The following is an 18,027-nucleotide window of genomic DNA, read 5'->3' on the forward strand; positions in this document are numbered from 1 at the left end:
ACGTCACGATCATTTGGAGTCATGCCATGTCCTGGAACCCCTACGCTTCGACGACTGAGAGTGCGGGAGACGCAGACGATTCCCACGCCGGAGTCGATGACACTGAGACGGTCACCGTCACGCTGCACGACGACGGCGACCTGGACGAGCTCACGATCGTCGACGACTGGCGGTCGAGGATCGATCCCGAGTCGCTCGCGGGCGCGGTGTTCACCGCGTACAGCCGCGCAGAGCGTGCGCGACTCGATGATGAGCGGGAGCGTGCGCGCCTCGACGCGGAGCGAACCGGCGGTGCGGAAACGCCCGGTGCTCCGGCCTCGTCGGTTCCCGACATCCCCGCCGAGCTCCTGATCGAGGTCACACGGGAACAGGCCGACTACGTCGCGACGTTCGACGAGTCCCTGCGTCAGCATCGACCGCTGACCAGTGCGGACGGCAACGTGACGGTCACCGCCGTCGGGGGCTCGCTCGGCGACGTCGCGTTCGACTCGACCTGGCTGCGCTTCGCGGTCGGGCATGACATCGCCGAGACCGCGCGGCCGCTGGTCGCTCAGGCGATCCGCACCGGTGCCGAGATCGAGCAGGACATGCGGCAGAGGTTCCCCGCCGTGACCGAGTTCAAGCGCCTACGAGCGCTCAAGGCCGCAGCACGCAGGTCGTGACTGCGGTGACAGATCCGATCTGCAGAATGAGGGGCAAGCGATGACAGACCTGGATACCGATGCAGTCGTCGGCGATCTTCGACTGGACGCCACGCGCTGGGACAACGTCTCGGGCGAGTTCAGTCGCGCCGTCACGATGATGTCGGAAGGCGCGACGCTGCCGTTCATGTCCTTCGACGGCATCACCCACGGCCTGGGGGCCACGACGGCGTACAACGACGTGCTGGAGCGTCTGCGGACCCTTCTCGAGGGCGGTGTGGCGGAGACCGCGAGGATCGCGGAGGCACTTCGAGGGACCGCGACGAACATCGAGACGGCCGACCAGGACGCCAGCGGTGGGTGACCGGGGAGTGGGCCCCGAGCGGCGGAGCATCAAAGGTCATCGGTACTCGACGGAGGGTATGTAGCAGTGGGGATTCCAACCAGTCAGGCCGACTTCGACGCAGGAGTCGAGGAGATCACGCCGAAGATCGGCGAGGTCGAGACGAAGATCGACGAGTGCCAGGCGAAGGTCAGGGACATCGACTGGCCGTCGGGGTGGGAGCGCCTCGGGCAGGGCCTGATAACGGCACTGTTCCCGATCGCCGGCTTCTACTTCGGAGCCAAAGACATCGAGCGACTCATCGCCGATCAGCCAGCCGTGCAGGCGATGCTCGAGCAGGCCGCAGAGGGGGCGGCCGATATCGCAGAAGAGGTCGCGCAGCTACTCAGCCCCGGCAACCCCTTCGCGCTGAAGATGATGGCGAACGAGTGGGACAACATCAACACGGTGCTCACGGGCGTCGTCGGCAGCCTGGGCGACGACAAGTTCTATGCGACGGCCAGCTGGCAGGACGGCATGGGGCGCTACTACGCGAACGTGCCGGCGGGTCAGCGCGCCGCACTCGAGGGACTCGTACCGCACGTCGAGAACATGCGGACGTACCTGCGCGAGCATTCCGACAACATCATCCGGCTGTGGTGGGACCTCTATGAGGAGGTCGTCTCGTTCGTTATCGACGCGATCCCGCTCGCATCGAAGTTCATCTCCGCGAACCCGATCAAGTGGCTCGACATGGCCGAGCCGATCGCGGACTGCATCGCGCGGGTTCTGGAGGCAGTCCAGAACATCGTCTCCCTGATCTTCGAGTTCGGCATGGCCTCCAACAGCAACCTCGAGAGCTTCCGCGCGAGCGCGTCGAACACGGCGGGCACAGACTTCGGCAAGTGGCCTGTTGCTCGGCTGTCGTGAGCGATGGGGCGTCGTCGCCGGCGGCTCGTAGGCGCGCGGTGCGGTGGGCCGCGGCGATAGGGGTCGCGGTCCTCTCGCTCGCGGCCACCGGGTGCTCGTTCGGAGCGTCGCAGGGCGATCCGGGGGCGCAGGTCGTCACCGAGTTCTTCGATCGGCTCATCGACGGTGATGCCGTCGGCGCGGGCGCCCTTCTCAGCGACCCCTCTGTCGTGAGCCCGGCTGCGCTGGACGACGACGTCTACTCCGCGGCCGTGCGGCCCGTCGAGGCTCGGGTCACTGCGGTGACGGGGTCGTCGTCCGAGGCGTCCGTCTCGGTCGAGTATCGTCTCGACGGCGAATCCGAACCTCGCGACATCACAGTGACGACGACGACGGTCGAGGGCGAGCCGAGGATCGAGAAGTGGGGCGATCTCGGACTGTACTTCGACGGCCGAGGCGTCCCCGGGTCGCTGGAAGTAGACGGCCTCACCGCCTTCGACCTGACGACGGACGAATCTCTGCGGCTGCTGCCGGGGATCTACGACCTCGAATATTCCGATGCGGAGGAACTCACCACGATCGACCCGGACGGCGGGGACGGTGAACCGATCGCCCTGGAGTACCCCGCCGATGGCGCCTCGATCGAGCCTCCGGCGGGTGCGGAGATGGTGTCCAGGATCATGGTCCTCCACCCCGTGCTGCGGACGGACGTCGCAGATGAGGCGCAAGCGAGCGTCGACAGGCTGCTCGTCTCCTGCGCGGCCAGCGGACTCACGGGCAGCGATTGTCCCTCCGTGATCGCAGACGGCGTGGCGAACCGTGCGTTCGAGGGTGCGGTCGATGTGAACTCCGTCGTGTGGCGTCAGGAGGAACCGCTGGAGCTCGTCGCAGGAGACGAGGTGCGAGCGGGTGCTCCGCTCACTGTGAGCTTCACACGGACGAGTGGCCCGCAGGAGGTCACCGTCGATGTCGAGGCGACAGTGCAGCGCGACGAGTCCGGCGCTGTCGCCGTCGTGTTCGACTGAGCCGTGTTCGACTGAGCCGTGTTAGACATCGTTGAGCGCGGCTACGACAGCGTGGTGTTCGACTGAGGGTGCGAGCAGCCCGCGTCAGTCCCACGCCTCTTTGCCGCTGCCCGGCCCCGGTGTGTTGAGCAGCCCGCCCTCACGTTCGATCTCCACCGGATCCACGGCGGGCTGCTCTCTGCGGCGGCGCAGCACGATGAGGATGCCGAGCACACCGAGCAGGGTCGCTCCGCCGATGGTCGTGAAGAGTGCGGCCTCCCGTGTGAGCAGGAACGGCGATGCGCCGTGGTCGGGATTCACGGCGGCGGCAGGCGGGCGCGCCGCGCTCTCGCTGGTGTCGAAGTAGGGGCTCACCGGCCCTCGCGTCGTCTCGTCCGGGAGCAGCTCGATGGCCGCGAACGGCTGGATGAATCCCCATCCGTTGACGTCGTCACGGTTGTCGGCGTCGTCTCGCAGGGCCGTGGCGGTGAGCCGGTATGCCCATCCGGCCGGTGGATCCTCGGGGTGCGCCTCGGCCACCAGAGCCGCGGCCGCGCTGGCGTATCCGGTCGCGAAACTCGATGCGGGGGCGTCGGCGGCGAAGATGCAGTCTCCACCGCCCAGCGCCGCGCTCAGCACATTCATCCCGGGAGCCGTCACGCCGACCTGCGGGCCATGGATCGATGCATCGTTCGCGCGGCCGCTGGCGTCGGCGGCGCTGACTCCGAGCACCTGCTCGTACCCTGCGGGGTAGCGAGCGCCGTCTTTCGCATCGGGGTCCGATGCCCTGTTGCCGCCGCTCGCCACGACCAGGGCTCCGACGGCTGACGCGTGCTCCACCGCCGCACGGAGGTCGGGGGAGTCGGTCTCCTGCGAGATCGAGACGTTGATGATGTCGGCGCCGTTGTCGGCCGCCCAGTGGATGCCGTCCGCGATGCGCTGCGACGTCGGTCCGAAGCCCTTGTCCTTGTCCTGCTGCTGGTTGCTGCGGAAGACCCGCACCGAGAGCAGACGGGCGTCCGGCGCGAGCCCGACGACCCCGGAACCGTCGACCGGCTGTGCCGCGATCTGGCCGGCGATCGCGGTGCCGTGCCCGGTGGTGTCACTCAGACCATCGGCGCGCTCGCCGTCGCCGACGAGATCCACACCGCCGATCACGACTCCGGCGAGATGCGGATTTCCCGCATCGATGCCCGAGTCGACGACGGCGACGACGACTCCTCTGCCTGTGGCGACGCGGTTGGCGTCTTCGGCGCCGAGCAGAGCGAGGGCCGGTGGGGCCTCGGGTGTGAACACCACGGTGCCCGGGGTGCAGGCCTCTCCGGCAGTCGCTGAGGGCACGGTCGAGCTGAGCATGGCCGCCGATGCCGGCGCACTCGTCAAGACGGCGCCGAGCGCGATCGCGCCCACCAGGAGGGCGGGAAGGGCGGTTCTGCGTCGACGCATCACTTCGTCCCTGAGCCGGGCGACTCTCTGGCGGCTTCGGAGGTCAGCGCAGGGCCGGCGGCGAAGAACTCGATCCACGCGTCGGACACACGCCCGACGTCGTCGGGGGAGTAGCCGAGCTGAGCGATGGGGCCGCTCGCCGCGTCCTCCGCGCTCTGCTCCGCGGCGGCACCGGGGATCGCGAACGCGGTGCCTGATTCGTCGATGAGCACGGCCAGGCCCGCCGCGTCGTCGGACGCTCCGCTCACTTCGACGAGGGCGCCGCCGCCGACCGAGACGTCGACGCCGGAGCGCTCTTCCGGCAGCTCGGTCGTGGTCGCTCCGAGCACGGTGCGAGCATCATCGGTGACCATCGCGCACGGTGTCTCGCCCGCAGCGAGCGTCGTCAGCGGGAGAGTCGGCCAGTCCTCACCGCCGATGAACGGACGTGTCTCCACGTCTGCGATCTCCGCGGGAGACACCTCCTGCTCGGCGCCGGCCTCCTGCCCGCTGCCGAGAAGGTAGAGCTGGTAGGCGAGCGGGCTGAGGCGAGCGATCTCGCCGGTCGCGAGCGCCACATAGCGCTCCTCCGCGGGGCTGCCCTGCGTGTGCACGATCGTCCCCGCCGTCAGATCGGTGCCGGGAACCGAGGCTCCCATCGCGTTGAGACTGATCGGCTCGAGATCCTCGCCCGACTCGAAGAGATTGAGCCAACGCCCGTCGACCTCGAGGATGTCGGCGGTGCCGAGTCCGACGGCGCGGAGCACGGCGTTGGCGTCGTCCGACGGAACGGCGTATCGGAGACCGTCGGCGATCACGAACAGCTCGTCGCCGCGCTGGACGACGGCGCCGGTCCCGGTGGAGATCTCGGCGATCGGCGTGGTCGACAGCGAGACAGACGCACCCGCGGTGTCGTCGATGCAGGCCGTCCACGACGAGTTGATCAGGGCGCTCGGGGCCGGCAGATCGTCCGGTGCGCCGAGGATGCCGATCGAGGGGCCGACCGGGATGCCGTCGAGTGCGGCCTGATCCGTGCGCACGACCTTGAACTCGCCGGCAGGGATCAGCAGGCGCGCGCTCGCCGTGTTGATCACCGGGTACAGCGTTCCCTCGACCGAGACGTAGCGGGCCCCGGTGTCGGTGGCGACGATCAGACGGTTGTTCTGCCAGTCGCCCGGGAGTCCAGGCTGCATGATCCCCCAGAACACCCCGACGAGGATGACGCCGATCGTGAGCGCGACGCCGGCGACGACCGCGCGCAGCGGCTTCGCGGGGTCGAGCTCTTTGCCCCCGGGGGCTCCACCGGTGAACGCCGAGAGCAGTCGTCGCCTGCTGAAGCCCTGGGCCTCGATCAGATCCTTCTTGGTCGCCATGGGTCAGACGAGCCCGGCCGTCGTGACGCCGAGCGGCAGCAGCAGCGCGAGGGCGATGACCTCGACCGTGTCGCCGAGCCTCGTGAGCCGCAGACGCGCCTTCGGGGTCAGCAGCGTGAGCCCGACCAGGATCACGGTGGCGACGACGAGGATGAGGAGCATCCAGGTGCGGACGTCGGGCAGGGCCAGTGCCACCGTGACACCGGTGACGGCGAGCCCGATCGCGCCGATCGCCATCAGCACGAGCACGCCGAGGCGGGCGTAGATCTGCCGAGACTGGAACATCATCCCGACGAACGCGAGCACGCACAGCAGGGCGCCGAAGACGCCGCTCGCAGCGACCAACGGCGTCGCTGTCAGGGCCGCGAGGCCCAGCGCTGCACGGAGTGCGATCAGGGTGCGCGTCCCTGCCGCTGCGCGACGCTTGACCTCGTCCGCGTCGATCGGCTCCGGCGCCGCGAACATGTCGGCATCGCTCTGCGGCGAGATGACCCGGATGCGCGTGGAGCTGAGCGCGAGCCACGGGATGCCGTTCGCGAGCAGTGCGGTGGTCGCGAGCATGATCGCGTAGGGCGCGAGTGCGTCGCCGAAGATCGCGGCCGTGGTCGCGGTGATGCCGATCGAGGCGCCGAGTGCGATGGGCACGAGATGGATCTCGGGCTTCTCCTGGGTCACGGCGAGGCCGAGGCCGCCGACGATGACGAGGCCCAGTCCCATCGCGGCGAGCGGCCAGCCCCAGATGCTCTGCTCCGGAACGGCGAGGTAGCCCGCGAGTCCGCCGTAGGCCGCGGCGGTGAGTCCGAGCGCGTGCCCGGCTTCGGGCTGACGGAGGCGCATGAGCACGGCGGCCGCGACGCTGAGGACGATCGCCCCCGACGCCGCGATGATCGCGGGCAGAAGGGAGGTGGGCGGGGTCGCGACGAGCAGGAGCGCGCAGAGGGCGAGGAAGGTGAGGCTGACGAAGAGGGCGGTGCGCGAACTGTCTGCCGGCGTCCAGGAGCCGTGCTGCTCGGCCGTGGCGTCGATCACCGCTTCGACGACGTCGTCGTACACACGCGGCTCCTGCATCAGGCCGCCCCGCACGAGCGTCAGCAGCTCCCCGTCGTGCACGCCCTGCGCTGCGGCTCCGCGTGCGGGGTCGAGGGGTGTGCCGTCGGCTCGCTGCAGCGAGTAGCCGCCATGGGTGAGCGTCGGGTCGAGCACGCCGAGACTCCGAGCGAAGCCGGGGATGATCTCGACGAGCGGGATCTGCGATGGCACGCCGACGTCAAGCCGGCGGTCGTCGCTGACGACGGAAAGCCGCAGCACGGTGCCTGCCGTTGCGCTCTGAGTCATGGAACGATGCCCCCTCCATGGTGTGCAACCGAGCGGGAGGAGACCCGTGGCTGCGCATTCCGCCTTTCACCCTAGTTGAGGCGTGCGGCAACGCGTAGTCGCGAGGGGGGACGATTTCTCCATCGAACGCACGAATGCTGTGCGGATACAGCTGGTGTTATGGCGCATCCCGCCGATGTGATCTAGCCTGGCTCCTGAAACGAATCGTGGGGGGTTGTTTCGAAGTCGTCCCAACACAGGGATGCGCTCCCCCGCACGTGTGTCCGTGAGGACCGGAGGGAGTGAGTTATGGCTGATGTCATCTCCGCAGAAGAAGGGGCTCTGCGCCGCGGAGCCCAGGCGGTGCGGGAGACCAAGTCCGGGATCGACCAGCAGACCAAGAAGGTCCGCAGCGAGATCGAGCAGCTGCGCGGCTTCTGGACGGGTGCGGCTGCCGCATCGTTCACGACGCTGATGTCCCGCTGGGACGAGCAGGCTCGTCAGCTGAACGAGGTCCTCGTGACGCTCGAGGATGCCCTCGCAGGCACCGAGCGCGACCAGGCCGCAACCGAAGAAGCTCACCAGCAGACCATCTCGGGCCTCGGCTCGATGATGGGTTCCTGAGCGACGACCACAGAGATTTCAAGGAGAACATGATGCAGTCGATGTCAGTTCGCCCGGAGCAGGTCAACGCTCTGGCAGCGCAGATCCGCAGCGGGTCGCAGGGTATTCGTTCAGAGCTCGACCGTCTCGAGTCCGAGGTCGGCAAGCTGCGTGCGGCGTGGGATGGTTCCGCGCAGCAGGCCTACGACCAGGCTCAGGCCAAGTGGAACCGTTCGCTGAGTGAGATGCAGCAGCTTCTCACGCAGATCGCGGGCAAGACCGAGGAGATCTCGGGCCAGTACGTCCAGACCGACAAGTCGGCCGCCGGGCGCTTCGGAGCCTGATCTCCGGCGCGGGCCCGACGCAGAGATGCGCCGGGCCCGCGCCGTCTGCTGTGCTGTTCGGCGATCGAGTCGGAGGGCGCAGCAGATGTGACGGGAATCGCCGTAGTCAACAGGGAGGGGTTGTCGATGGCCATCGCATTCGACTTCGAGCAGATCTTCGCCGAGCTGAAACGCATCGAGCGCGACATGCAGCAGTTCCCTGCCGCATCCGAGGTGGCCGTGTCTGAGGGCGGGTCATCGAAGGCCACCGCCGAGTTCCGGGTGGCCGTCACTCAGGTCGCCCAGGGCATGGGTGCCGTCACGGAGAACTCGATCGCCGCTCTCAACGACGCCAACCAGGCGATCCGACAGGCGGTCACGGAGATCGCAGAGCAGGATGCCGCGCTCGCGGATGAGGCGAAACTGATCCTGACCCTGCTCGACTCCGCCGGCCAGCAGACGCCGGCCGGGCAGCAGCCGGTCGGCGGCCAGACGGATGCCGCCGCCGAGGAGCCTGAGGAGATGGACTACTGATGACCCGAGTGCGGCGGTCGATCGCTGCAGTGATCGGCGTGGTCGCGCTGAGCATCGTGGTCGCGGTCCCGGCTGCCGCCGCCACAGACGCGTCGGAAGGCGGGCTCTGGTATTTCACTCGAGGCAAGGTGCAGGCGGCGATCGATGCGGGTTTCGACGGGGCCGGAGTCACGATCGCTGTGGTCGACACGCAGGTGAATCCTGACGCGCCGGGCCTCCGAGGGGCTGACCTCGAGGTGCGCGAGGAGTCGTACTGCTTCGATGCCTCCGGTGAGAGGTACGACGCGGTGTCGTCCGATTACATCGCTGCGAACCATGGCACGAATGTCGCATCGATGATCCTGGGCACGGGTGAAGCCGTCGGTGGGACGCCGATCAAGGGCGTGGCGCCCGGAGCGAAGGTGCTCTATTACAACTCGATGGTCACCTCGACGGCGCCCCAGGGCAACGACGTCGATTCCACGTGCCTTCAGGAGAACGGCGAGTTGATCGGCGACGGCGACACCCGGGAAGAGAGGAACCTCGCGTCGGGCCTGGCCCAGGCGATCTCGGATGCGGTGGATGACGGCGCCGACATCATCTCCGTCTCGCTGGGCGGTCTCGTCGACGCGTCGTATGCGGTGGCCAAGGCGCACGCGGCCGGTGTGGTGGTGCTCGGGTCTCTCCCGAACGTCGGCGGAGTGGGCGACTGGCCGTCGAGCTACAACGGGGTGATCGCGGTTCAGGCGTTCGGTCCTGACGGGCAGATCCAGTACTCGACGTACGACCCGGCGCTCGCAGAGCCGTCGCCCAATCTGAGCGACGACGTGATCATCGCATCGCCCGGACTCGACGTCATCGCGCAGGGGACCGCTGATTCCTGGGACGCACAGCAGTTGCGGTCAGGCACGTCGTTCGCTGCCCCGATCGCCGCGGGCTTCCTGGCTGTGGTGAAGCAGAAATATCCGGATGCCACCTCGAATCAGCTCATCCAGAGCCTGATCCACAACACGGGCACAAAGGGCGAACACGAGCCGAAGTGGGACAACAGCGGTGGGTACGGAGCGATCTCGCTTACGGGGATGCTCGCGGTCGACCCGACCAAGTATCCGGATGTGAATCCGCTCTTCGACGCGGAGAACGAGGACGCTCTTCCCAATCAGGCCACCGTGGACGAGGAAGCCCGGTTGCTCGAGGCGGAAGCCACCTCGCAGCCGACGAGCGATCCGGCCGGCGGGGCGTCGTCGGAGGGCGTCGACGCGATGCCGTTCCTGGTCGGCGGGGGAGTCGTGATGGCGATTCTCGTCATCGGCGGCGTGGTGCTCGCCGTGGTCCTGACGAGATCGTCTCGGCGACAGACGACACAACAAGGGGGAGACCATCGTGAGTAGTCAAGGGGCAGGGCCCTACGAGACCGAGCTCGAACGGATCCGGGGGCTCGAGGACTGGCGGATTCCGAAGGCGGCGTCGTTGCGGATGGCACTCACGACGCTGGACCGCGCATTGGGCACTGTGCTCGAGTCGGCGGCGTGGGAGGGAAGCTCGGCAGAGGCTGCGCGGAGCGCGCTGGCTCGGCTGCAGCAGAACTTCCGGATGATCGAGACGTACGTGGGGCATCTCACCGAAACGATCGAACACGCGAACACCTACCGCCGCAACGCCGCGGCCGCGGAGCTCCCGTCAGCCACCGTCGATCCGTTCTGGGCGAACGCGGCCAAGGTGGGATCGGTCGTCGTGCACCCGGTGCTCGGCCCGCTTGCCGCCGACAAGGCCCTCGATGTGATCGGCGGGTTCCTCGGCAACCAGCGTGAGGAGGAAGCGAAGAAGATCGTCGAGCAGATCGAGCGGGACCTCTCGCCGTCGGCGAAGTCGCTCACAAAGGCATCCTCGACGTTGGCGGATTTCGATCCGCGCGTCGCAGTACCCACCCCGCCTGAGAAACCGGTCAGTCCCGGCACGGGCATCGAGGGTCCGCAGATCACGTATCCCGGCGGAGGGTCGTCTCCTTCGGGTCCCGGGGCCGGCGGCGGCGGGCAGCAGCCCTCGACGCCGACGTTCCCGACGCACCCCGGCGGCGGGGGTGGAAGCGGCGGCCTCAACCCCGGCGGCTGGGAGCCGACGTATCCCGGCGGCTGGGAGCCGACGTACCCCGGCGGTGGCGAGCCGACGTATCCCGGCGGCTGGGAGCCGACCTATCCCGGTGGGGTGGAAGGCGTCGACCCCGACGGCTCGGGCAGCGGAGACGGCGACCCTTCGGTCGATCACCCCGGCGGCGGGGTGCTCCCCGGGGCGCCCATCGGCACGGGTGGTGGCGGTTACCCCGGTGGGGCCGGCGGCCCTGGTTCTGGTGCGTCCCCGGGCGGTTCGCTTCCTGGGGCGTTCCTGCCCGGTGGCGGTGGCGGCCTGGGTGGCATCGTCGGAGGGGGTGCGGGAGCGGCGGCGATCGCCGCCAGCTCGAAGATCGCCGGTGTCGGCAGCATGGGAGGAATCGGCGGCTCGGCATCCGGCGCAGGGCTCAAGTCGGGCGGCGGGCTCCTCGGCAACTCCGCGTCCGGCGCTGCCGGCGGAACGGCCGCGGGCGGCACTGCTCGCGGTGGCGTGGGTGGCGTGGGTGGCGTGGGTGGTGTGGGCGGCGCGGGCGGCCCCGGTTCTGCGTCGGGCTCGGCCGGTGCCGGTTCGTCCGGTGCGGCCGGTGGTCGCCCCGGCATGGGCATGATGGGCGCCGGCGGAGCCGATGAGGAAGACAAGGCGAAGCGCTCCGGACTCGGAGGCCCGATCGCCCCCAAGCTCGAAGATGAGGAGGAGCGTGGTCCGCGCGCGAAGAGCGCGCAGGCCGGCTCCCGTGACGAGCACACAGACTGATCCACGGGGCGGCGGAGAGCGTGGGCGGCGGATGCCGTGCACGCCCTCGGCATCAGGGTGATCAGTGGTCGGATGGGCCGCGGCGAGAGCCGCACACGGTCGATAGGGTTCAGGTATGTCAGTCGAAACGGTAGAGCGGCGTCGGATCGTTCTTCAGAGCGAGGATCGTCGACTCGATCTCTCGCTTCCGTTCGACGAGACCCTCGACGACGCACTCATCCTCAGCGGACTGTCCACGGCGGATCGATTCGTGACGATCGGTCCCGGCGGGTTCGAGATCCCCGGGGACACCGAGTGCGAAGACCTCGTCGATGGCGGTCTCTATGCGCTCATCGACCGCACGGCGCTGGCGCCGCAGGCCCGACCTGCGGTGGCGAACGAACGGGCGTCGCGCGCCGACCACGGTGCTCGATGGTGGATGCTCGCGGTCAGCGGGCTGCTGCTCGTCGCCGTCTTCGCACAGGGGGCCGGAGATCCGCTGCTCAGACTCCTGATCGGTCTCTTCCTCGTGGTCGGTGCCGTCAGCGGAGCGGTCGCATGGTCGCGCCGGGATTCGGCGGCAGGGGTGCGCGGCATCCTCGGGGTCCTCGCCCCGGTCCTCCTCTCGTTCGCCGCGGGCGCTCTCCTGATCCCGGCGGAACTCGACGCGAGCGCGCACCTCTCCGCCGCCGCAGGTCTTCTCGCCGCCGGAATCACCACGGCGGTCATCGCCGTCTCTGCCCGAGCGCGTCCGATGCGGGCGGCCGCCGGAACCGCGACCGTGCTCCTCGTCGGCGTCGCCGCGGTCTGGGGGCTCGCGTTGCTGCTGCGCTGGGGACCGGCCGAGGCCGCCGCCATCTCGCTCGGACTCGTGCCGCTCGGACTGCGCGCTCTGCCGAGCAGCCTGGTGAACCTCCCTGAGGGGTACTTCATCGACTACAAGCACTTCATGACCAGTCGCTGGACGGTCCGCGGAGCCATCCCCGAGTCCGTCGGTCTCCTGCGACCCGAGCGCATCATCGCCGTCGTCGACGATTCCTCGGCACGACTCATCGCCGGAACCGCCGTGCTCAGCATCGTCGCCGCGCTGATGACCCCCCTCGCGTTCCTGCGCCCGTGGCCGGACGACCCCTTCGTGATCTCCGGAGGCATCGCACTTCTCGTCTGCGTCGGCCTCGCGCTGCTGCTGACACCCCGGCACACGACCTCGCGCATCCTCCGCTGGCTTCCCCGTGCGGCCGCCGCCGTCGTGTTCCTGGTCGCCGGTCTGCAGGCATCCGCCGCGATGGGCGACGGCTTCCAGGTGCTCGGTGCCCTTGTGCTGTTCGCTGTCGGTCTCACCGCGGTCGCGGTCATCATCCCCATCTCGCGCGGCGCGAGCTCGCTCGTCTGGTCGCGCTTCGGAGACGCCTTCGAATGGCTCGCCGTCGCGCTCGCCCTCCCCGCGGCGCTCCTCTACGCGAATGCGCTGTCCCTGCTTCGTGGAATGATGGCGGGATGATCGGGAACGGCGAACCACAGCCCTGGCCGGGCGGTGGCACCATCCCACCCGTGCATCCGGGGCCCGGCCAGCCTGGTGAGATCCCCGCGCTGCCGCCGGCGTTGATCGCGGCTCCGCCCGGAGTCGACGGCGCACCGCTGCGGTCGGGATCCACGCCTCCCGCACCGACGCCGATCGTCTCGACACGCGCCAGGACGAGACGCCCCTCTGACGGGCTCGGCCCGGCTTTCGTCGGCGCGCCGGCGGGGACCGGAGCGCGGATCGCCGCCTTCACACTCGATGCCGCGGCAGTGATCCTCAGCGCGGCGATCGTGCTCATCATCACCCGCAGCATGCTGCTCGCAGGGCTCACGGCCGCCGAGCTCGCGATCTTCCTCTGCGTGCTCGAAGCGCGCACCGGACTCACCCTCGGCAACGCCGTGCTGCGTCTGCGCGCCGCCCGCGGCGACCGGCCCTACTCGCCGGGCGTCGGGCGCCAGTTCGTTCGCGCGATCATCACCGGCGCCGGTTTCCTGGTGGCGGTCGGCAGCTGGGTCGTCGTCGCGTCGAGCGCGTGGGATCGCGGTGGTCGCCGTCAGTCCTGGGCCGATCGCGTCGCCGGCACCGTCGTGGTCTCGGTCCCGCCTCGTGCCGCCGCGGACGCACAGCAGAAGGTCTCCGTCGCCGAGGCCGCCACCCCTCTGGCGCCTCCGCAGGTCGTGCCTCTGGGCGCACACCCGTCCGTCATCGACGAGGACTCCGAGCCGACCGACTCTCGCGCGGCCTCGCACCGCACCGAGACGCCCGCACCCGTGGCGCAGGGGGACGACAGGCCGCTCTTCACCGTCGCCCCGGCCGCAGCACAGCAGTCCGATCCCGCCGCCCAGGCATCCGAGTCCGGAGCGCTGCTCCTGATCTTCGACACCGGGCAGCGCGTGCAGCTCGGGCTGCCGCTCGCGGCGAACCTCGGACGCGCACCTGTGGCGAGTGTGCACGACGACCGACTCGTGATCGTGACCGACCCCGACTCTTCGGTGTCGAAGACGCACCTGCGCCTCGAGCACTCGCGCGGCCGCACCTGGGTCACCGATTTCGGATCCACCAACGGCTCCGACATCCGATCCGACGACGGGCAGACGACCGAGCTCGTCGCCGGTGAGCGCGTCCTGCTCGACGACGCGGATCGCGTCAGGATCGGCAACCGCAGCTTCACCATCAGCCTCCTGCTGGCCACGGACAGCAGCGCCGGAGAGAGAGCATGACAGGACCCCGTCTCGCGCCGCCCCGCGTCCCCTCCGGAAAGCTCCCCGTTCAGGCGCCCCCTGAGCTTCAGCCCAATGACGGCGGCATGGGGATCCTCGGATCCCTGCTGCCGATGCTGGGCAGTGTGGGTGCGATCGTCATGGTCACGATGTCGAACCAGTCGGTGACGGGTCTGCTCACCGGCGGCATGTTCCTGCTGTCGTCGCTCGGGTTCGTCGCGGTGAACGGCTGGCGTCAGCGATCGCAGCGTCAGGCCGCGACTCTCGGCGAGCGTCGGGAGTACCTCGCGTACCTGACCGAGCTGCGCCAGACAGTGCGGGTCGCGGCGCGGCAGCAGCGCCGCGCGGCGAACTGGCACCTTCCTGCGCCTTCGGCCCTGCCCTACATCGCCGAAGAGCGCACGAGGGTGTGGGAGCGCGGCGTGAACGACCCCGATTTCCTCTCCGTGCGCGTCGGCACGAGCGACCAGCCGCTGTGCATCTCGCTCGAGGCGCCCGAGCTGCCCCCGCTCGCGCAGCTCGATCCGGTCGCCGCATCGGCCGCGCATCGCTTCATGCTGACGCACGAGATCCAGAAGAACCTCTCGCTCGGCATCACGCTGCGCGACTACGCCCGTGTCGAGATCACGGGAGACGAGACCGAATCCCGCGGCCTCGCGCGCGCCATGCTGCTGCACCTCGCGACCATGCACGACCCCGACACGGTGCAGATCGTGATCGCCGCTGACGCGGCCGTCCTGCCCCAGTGGGAATGGGCCAAGTGGATGCCGCACACGCATTCGCGCACGGTCAGGGACGGTCTCGGCGCCGCACGCATGATCGGCTCTCAGCTGTCAGAGCTCGAGGACATGCTCCCCGCCGAGGTGCGTGAGCGGCCGCGTTTCGCCCGCGACGGCTCCGGCGTCAAGGCGCCGCACATCGTCATCCTGACGGATGGCATCACCACCTCGTTCAACGACGTGCTGGCGAGCGGCGACGGCGTGCAGGGGGTGACCGTGATCGACCTCCCCTCCCGGTGGGGCGATCTCGACGACCCGAACGCCCTGCGCATCGCGTTCGCGCCGGGCGACAAGGGCAGCCGAGCCGAGCTCGTCAGTCTGCAGGTGCCGGCTCGCCCCTTCGAAGCCGACGCGATCAGCATCGTCGAAGCCGAGGCGACCGCCCGGCGACTCATCGCCCTCTACTCTGGCGGCACGACGATCACGAAGAAGAAGAGCGCGACCGATCAGGCCGAGCTCGTCGAGCTGCTCGGCCTCCCCGACGTCCGTGATCTCGATCTCGATGCGGCCTGGTCGCCGCGTCTCGAGCGGGATCGGCTGCGTGTGCCCATCGGGCAGACGGAAGACGGCAGCCCGCTGATCCTCGACATCAAAGAGTCGGCTCAGCAGGGCATGGGCCCGCACGGCCTCATCATCGGTGCGACCGGTTCGGGAAAGTCCGAGGTCCTCCGCACGCTCGTGCTCGCGCTCGCGATGACCCACTCGCCCGAGCAGCTCAACTTCGTGCTCGTCGACTTCAAGGGTGGAGCCACCTTCGCAGGCATGGCCGACATGCCGCACGTGTCGGCGATCATCACGAACCTCGGCGAGGAGATCTCGCTGGTCGACCGCATGCAGGATGCGCTGCAGGGTGAGATGGTTCGGCGTCAGGAACTGCTCCGGGCGACCGGACCCTTCGCCAACGTCGCCGACTACGAGAAGGCCCGTCGTGGCGGCCGCACCGACCTCGCGCCGCTTCCTGCGCTGCTCATCGTCGCCGACGAGTTCTCGGAGCTGCTGTCGGCGAAGCCCGAGTTCGTCGACACCTTCGTGAACATCGGCCGACTCGGCCGTTCGCTGCAGGTGCACCTGCTGCTCTCGTCGCAGCGTCTGGAAGAGGGCAAGCTCCGCGGACTCGACACCCACCTGTCGTACCGCATCGGTCTGCGCACCTTCTCCGCCGCCGAATCGCGCACCGTCCTCGGAGTCCCCGACGCCTATCACCTGCCCACGCAGCCCGGCGCCGGAATCCTGAAGTCCGACACCGAGACCATGACGCAGTTCCGTGCCGCCTACGTGTCAGGACCCCCGCCCCGCCGTCGGCGCCGTGCGGCATCCGGTTCTGCGCAGAGCACGGGCTCGACAGCGGTCGAGCTCTTCACCGCGGCGCCGGTGTGGCGAGCCGAGACGACGGTCGAGGAGCCCGAGGTCGTCGTCGACGCCGAGCCCGAAGAGAAGCGCAACAGCTTCGAGATCGCCGTCGAGATGATGAGCGGACGAGGGCCGGCGGCCCACCAGGTGTGGCTGCCGCCGCTCGAGACCCCTGCCACCCTCGATCAGCTGTTCGGCGATCTCGTCGAAGACCCCGCCCTCGGACTCATCTCTCCGCGGTGGAGAGGTGCTGGTGCGCTCACCGTGCCGCTCGGAATCGTCGATGTGCCGCTCGAGCAGCGGCGCGAGAATCTCGCGATCTCGCTCGGGGGCGCGGCCGGTCACATGGCGATCGTCGGTGCGCCGCTCAGCGGCAAGAGCACCCTCGCCCGCACCGCGCTGGTCGCCCTCGCCCTCACGCACACACCACAGGAGGTGCAGTTCTTCGTCATCGACTTCGGCGGTGGCAGCTTCACGGGACTGCAGCGTTTCACGCACATCAGCGGCGTGGCGACGCGCTCCGAGCCCGACATCGTGCGCCGCACGGTCGCCGAGGTCACCAGCCTGCTCAACGCGCGCGAGGTGTATTTCCGTCAGAATGGCATCGACTCGATCGACACCTACCGGCAGCGCCGCGCCCAAGGGCTCGCCGATGACGGATACGGCGACATCTTCCTCATGGTCGACGGCTGGGGAACCCTGCGTGCGGAGTTCGAGATGCTCGAACCGCAGATCCAGGCGATCGCCGCGCGAGGACTCACCTACGGCGTGCACATCGTCATCACGGCGTCGCGCTGGATGGAGGTCCGTGCCAACATCAAGGACCTCATCGGCACCCGCATCGAGCTGCGGCTCGGCGACCCGACGGACTCCGAGGTCAACCGCAAGGCCGCCGAGAACGTCACGGCGATCCCTGGTCGCGGTCTCAACGAGAACGGCCTGCAGATGCTCACGGCGCTGCCGCGCATCGACGGCGTCGACGACGCATCCTCGCTCGCCGGCGGCATCGACGATCTCGTCACCCGCGTCGCCTCCGCGTGGCACGGCCCCGCCGGGCCCAAGCTGCGTCTGCTGCCCTCGCGCATCAGCCACGCCGACCTCCGGGCAGTGGCCGCCGCCGCGTCGGCGGACGGCTCGGAGCCGCGTGAGATCCTGCTCGGCATCGACGAGGCGAACCTCGCGCCGTTCTCGATCGACCCGCTCGAAGAGCCGCTGCTCTATCTCTACGGCGACGCAGATTCGGGCAAGTCGTCGATGCTCCGCGGTGTCGTGCACGAGATCACGCGTCTCTACGGTCCGACCGAGGCGAAGATCTTCGTCGTCGACTACCGTCGCGCGCTGCTCGGTGAGATCCCGCAGGACTACCTCGGCGCCTACCTCACCTCGCACGAGATGACCGAGGGTGGGATGAGCGAGCTCGCCCAGTTCTTCCAGAGCCGCATCCCCGGCCCCGACGTCACGCCCGACCAGCTGCGCTCACGGTCGTGGTGGAAGGGCGCAGAGGGCTTCGTGCTGATCGACGACTACGACCTCGTGTCGACATCGCAGGGCAACCCCGTCGCGGTGCTCGCCCCGCTGCTCGCGCAGGCGGCAGACCTCGGTCTTCACGTGATCCTCACGCGTCGCACCGGTGGAGCGAGCCGTGCCGCCTACGATCCGATCATCCAGCGCATGACCGACCTGGGCGCCACCGGCATCCTGCTCTCGGGAAACCCCGAGGAGGGACAGCTGATCGGCAAGGTCAAGGCGATCCCGGCGATCCCCGGCCGTGCCCAGATCGTCAGCCGCGACCGCGGGCTGGTCGCCGCACAGCTGCTGTGGGTGCCGCCGAGCTATCAGTGATCTGGCGGGGGGCGGTCAGTGGGCGAGTGCGCCGACTGGCCGCCTG

The 18,027-nt window shown here is 69.2% G+C and carries 15 protein-coding genes; 12 read left to right on the top strand and 3 right to left on the bottom strand.

Going from position 1 to position 18,027, the window contains the following annotated elements; genetic code table 11:
• Window positions 1–26 precede the first annotated feature (26 nt).
• From MRBLMI13_RS10825 to MRBLMI13_RS10840, 4 genes are all read left to right on the top strand, one after another.
• The gene (locus MRBLMI13_RS10825; RefSeq protein ID WP_367822446.1) at window positions 27–662 is read left to right on the top strand and encodes a hypothetical protein; all 636 of its coding nucleotides are present in this window, start codon (window positions 27–29) and stop codon (window positions 660–662) included.
• A gap of 40 nt (window positions 663–702) precedes the next feature.
• Entirely contained in the window at window positions 703–1,005 is a 303-nt protein-coding gene (locus MRBLMI13_RS10830; protein WP_056375515.1) for a hypothetical protein, read from the top strand.
• A gap of 66 nt (window positions 1,006–1,071) precedes the next feature.
• The gene (locus MRBLMI13_RS10835; protein ID WP_056375516.1) at window positions 1,072–1,893 is read left to right on the top strand and encodes a hypothetical protein; all 822 of its coding nucleotides are present in this window, start codon (window positions 1,072–1,074) and stop codon (window positions 1,891–1,893) included.
• A 38-nt stretch (window positions 1,894–1,931) separates the two neighbouring features.
• Window positions 1,932–2,897 carry a hypothetical protein gene (locus MRBLMI13_RS10840; protein ID WP_367822449.1) on the top strand — a complete coding sequence of 322 codons (966 nt, stop codon included), beginning with the start codon at window positions 1,932–1,934 and terminating at the stop codon, window positions 2,895–2,897.
• 84 nt (window positions 2,898–2,981) lie between these two features.
• On the opposite strand, the gene MRBLMI13_RS10845 is transcribed toward MRBLMI13_RS10840, so the two are convergent.
• The 3 genes from MRBLMI13_RS10845 to eccD are packed head-to-tail and all read right to left on the bottom strand — an operon-like array spanning window position 2,982 to window position 7,009.
• Complete coding sequence (locus MRBLMI13_RS10845) at window positions 2,982–4,322, bottom strand: S8 family serine peptidase (protein WP_367822451.1); 1,341 nt, start codon at window positions 4,320–4,322, stop codon at window positions 2,982–2,984.
• Window positions 4,322–5,674 carry a type VII secretion protein EccB gene (gene eccB / locus MRBLMI13_RS10850; protein WP_367822453.1) on the bottom strand — a complete coding sequence of 451 codons (1,353 nt, stop codon included), beginning with the start codon at window positions 5,672–5,674 and terminating at the stop codon, window positions 4,322–4,324. The genes MRBLMI13_RS10845 and eccB overlap by 1 nt, the downstream gene beginning before the upstream one ends.
• A gap of 3 nt (window positions 5,675–5,677) precedes the next feature.
• The gene (gene eccD, locus MRBLMI13_RS10855) at window positions 5,678–7,009 is read right to left on the bottom strand and encodes a type VII secretion integral membrane protein EccD (RefSeq protein WP_367822455.1); all 1,332 of its coding nucleotides are present in this window, start codon (window positions 7,007–7,009) and stop codon (window positions 5,678–5,680) included.
• Window positions 7,010–7,297: 288 nt separating this feature from the next.
• Here eccD and MRBLMI13_RS10860 point away from each other — a divergent pair, with 288 nt between their 5' ends.
• The 8 genes from MRBLMI13_RS10860 to eccCa all read left to right on the top strand — a co-directional run bounded on the left by MRBLMI13_RS10860 (window position 7,298) and on the right by eccCa (window position 17,981).
• Window positions 7,298–7,612, top strand: a complete 315-nt coding sequence (locus MRBLMI13_RS10860; protein ID WP_042542236.1) for a WXG100 family type VII secretion target — start codon at window positions 7,298–7,300, stop codon at window positions 7,610–7,612.
• Between the two features lie 41 nt (window positions 7,613–7,653).
• The gene (locus MRBLMI13_RS10865) at window positions 7,654–7,935 is read left to right on the top strand and encodes a WXG100 family type VII secretion target (RefSeq protein WP_079113895.1); all 282 of its coding nucleotides are present in this window, start codon (window positions 7,654–7,656) and stop codon (window positions 7,933–7,935) included.
• A gap of 126 nt (window positions 7,936–8,061) precedes the next feature.
• Window positions 8,062–8,448, top strand: coding sequence for a hypothetical protein (locus MRBLMI13_RS10870; RefSeq protein WP_042542238.1), 387 nt, complete (start codon window positions 8,062–8,064; stop codon window positions 8,446–8,448).
• Complete coding sequence (locus MRBLMI13_RS10875) at window positions 8,448–9,818, top strand: S8 family peptidase (RefSeq protein ID WP_367822458.1); 1,371 nt, start codon at window positions 8,448–8,450, stop codon at window positions 9,816–9,818. Before MRBLMI13_RS10870 ends, MRBLMI13_RS10875 begins: the two co-directional genes overlap by 1 nt.
• Window positions 9,811–11,289 (top strand): WXG100 family type VII secretion target, encoded by a 1,479-nt coding sequence (locus MRBLMI13_RS10880; RefSeq protein WP_367822460.1) that lies wholly within the window; start codon window positions 9,811–9,813, stop codon window positions 11,287–11,289. Before MRBLMI13_RS10875 ends, MRBLMI13_RS10880 begins: the two co-directional genes overlap by 8 nt.
• Window positions 11,290–11,404: 115 nt before the next feature.
• Complete coding sequence (locus MRBLMI13_RS10885; protein ID WP_367822462.1) at window positions 11,405–12,769, top strand: hypothetical protein; 1,365 nt, start codon at window positions 11,405–11,407, stop codon at window positions 12,767–12,769.
• Window positions 12,766–14,010, top strand: a complete 1,245-nt coding sequence (locus MRBLMI13_RS10890) for an RDD family protein (RefSeq protein ID WP_367822464.1) — start codon at window positions 12,766–12,768, stop codon at window positions 14,008–14,010. Before MRBLMI13_RS10885 ends, MRBLMI13_RS10890 begins: the two co-directional genes overlap by 4 nt.
• Complete coding sequence (gene eccCa / locus MRBLMI13_RS10895) at window positions 14,007–17,981, top strand: type VII secretion protein EccCa (RefSeq protein WP_367822466.1); 3,975 nt, start codon at window positions 14,007–14,009, stop codon at window positions 17,979–17,981. Before MRBLMI13_RS10890 ends, eccCa begins: the two co-directional genes overlap by 4 nt.
• Window positions 17,982–18,027 lie beyond the last annotated feature (46 nt).

This window comes from Microbacterium sp. LMI13-1-1.1 (assembly GCF_040815625.1).
GTDB classification, from domain to species: Bacteria; Actinomycetota; Actinomycetes; order Actinomycetales; family Microbacteriaceae; genus Microbacterium; species Microbacterium forte.

Coding starts and splice junctions, on each gene's coding strand:
- MRBLMI13_RS10845 (WP_367822451.1), bottom strand. CDS start 4,322: ATGCGTCGACGCAGAACCGCCCTTCCCGCCCTCCTGGTGGGCGCGATC.
- eccCa (WP_367822466.1), top strand. CDS start 14,007: ATGACAGGACCCCGTCTCGCGCCGCCCCGCGTCCCCTCCGGAAAGCTC.
- eccB (WP_367822453.1), bottom strand. CDS start 5,674: ATGGCGACCAAGAAGGATCTGATCGAGGCCCAGGGCTTCAGCAGGCGA.
- MRBLMI13_RS10890 (WP_367822464.1), top strand. CDS start 12,766: ATGATCGGGAACGGCGAACCACAGCCCTGGCCGGGCGGTGGCACCATC.
- MRBLMI13_RS10825 (WP_367822446.1), top strand. CDS start 27: ATGTCCTGGAACCCCTACGCTTCGACGACTGAGAGTGCGGGAGACGCA.
- MRBLMI13_RS10865 (WP_079113895.1), top strand. CDS start 7,654: ATGTCAGTTCGCCCGGAGCAGGTCAACGCTCTGGCAGCGCAGATCCGC.
- MRBLMI13_RS10885 (WP_367822462.1), top strand. CDS start 11,405: ATGTCAGTCGAAACGGTAGAGCGGCGTCGGATCGTTCTTCAGAGCGAG.
- MRBLMI13_RS10875 (WP_367822458.1), top strand. CDS start 8,448: ATGACCCGAGTGCGGCGGTCGATCGCTGCAGTGATCGGCGTGGTCGCG.
- MRBLMI13_RS10870 (WP_042542238.1), top strand. CDS start 8,062: ATGGCCATCGCATTCGACTTCGAGCAGATCTTCGCCGAGCTGAAACGC.
- MRBLMI13_RS10860 (WP_042542236.1), top strand. CDS start 7,298: ATGGCTGATGTCATCTCCGCAGAAGAAGGGGCTCTGCGCCGCGGAGCC.
- MRBLMI13_RS10830 (WP_056375515.1), top strand. CDS start 703: ATGACAGACCTGGATACCGATGCAGTCGTCGGCGATCTTCGACTGGAC.
- eccD (WP_367822455.1), bottom strand. CDS start 7,009: ATGACTCAGAGCGCAACGGCAGGCACCGTGCTGCGGCTTTCCGTCGTC.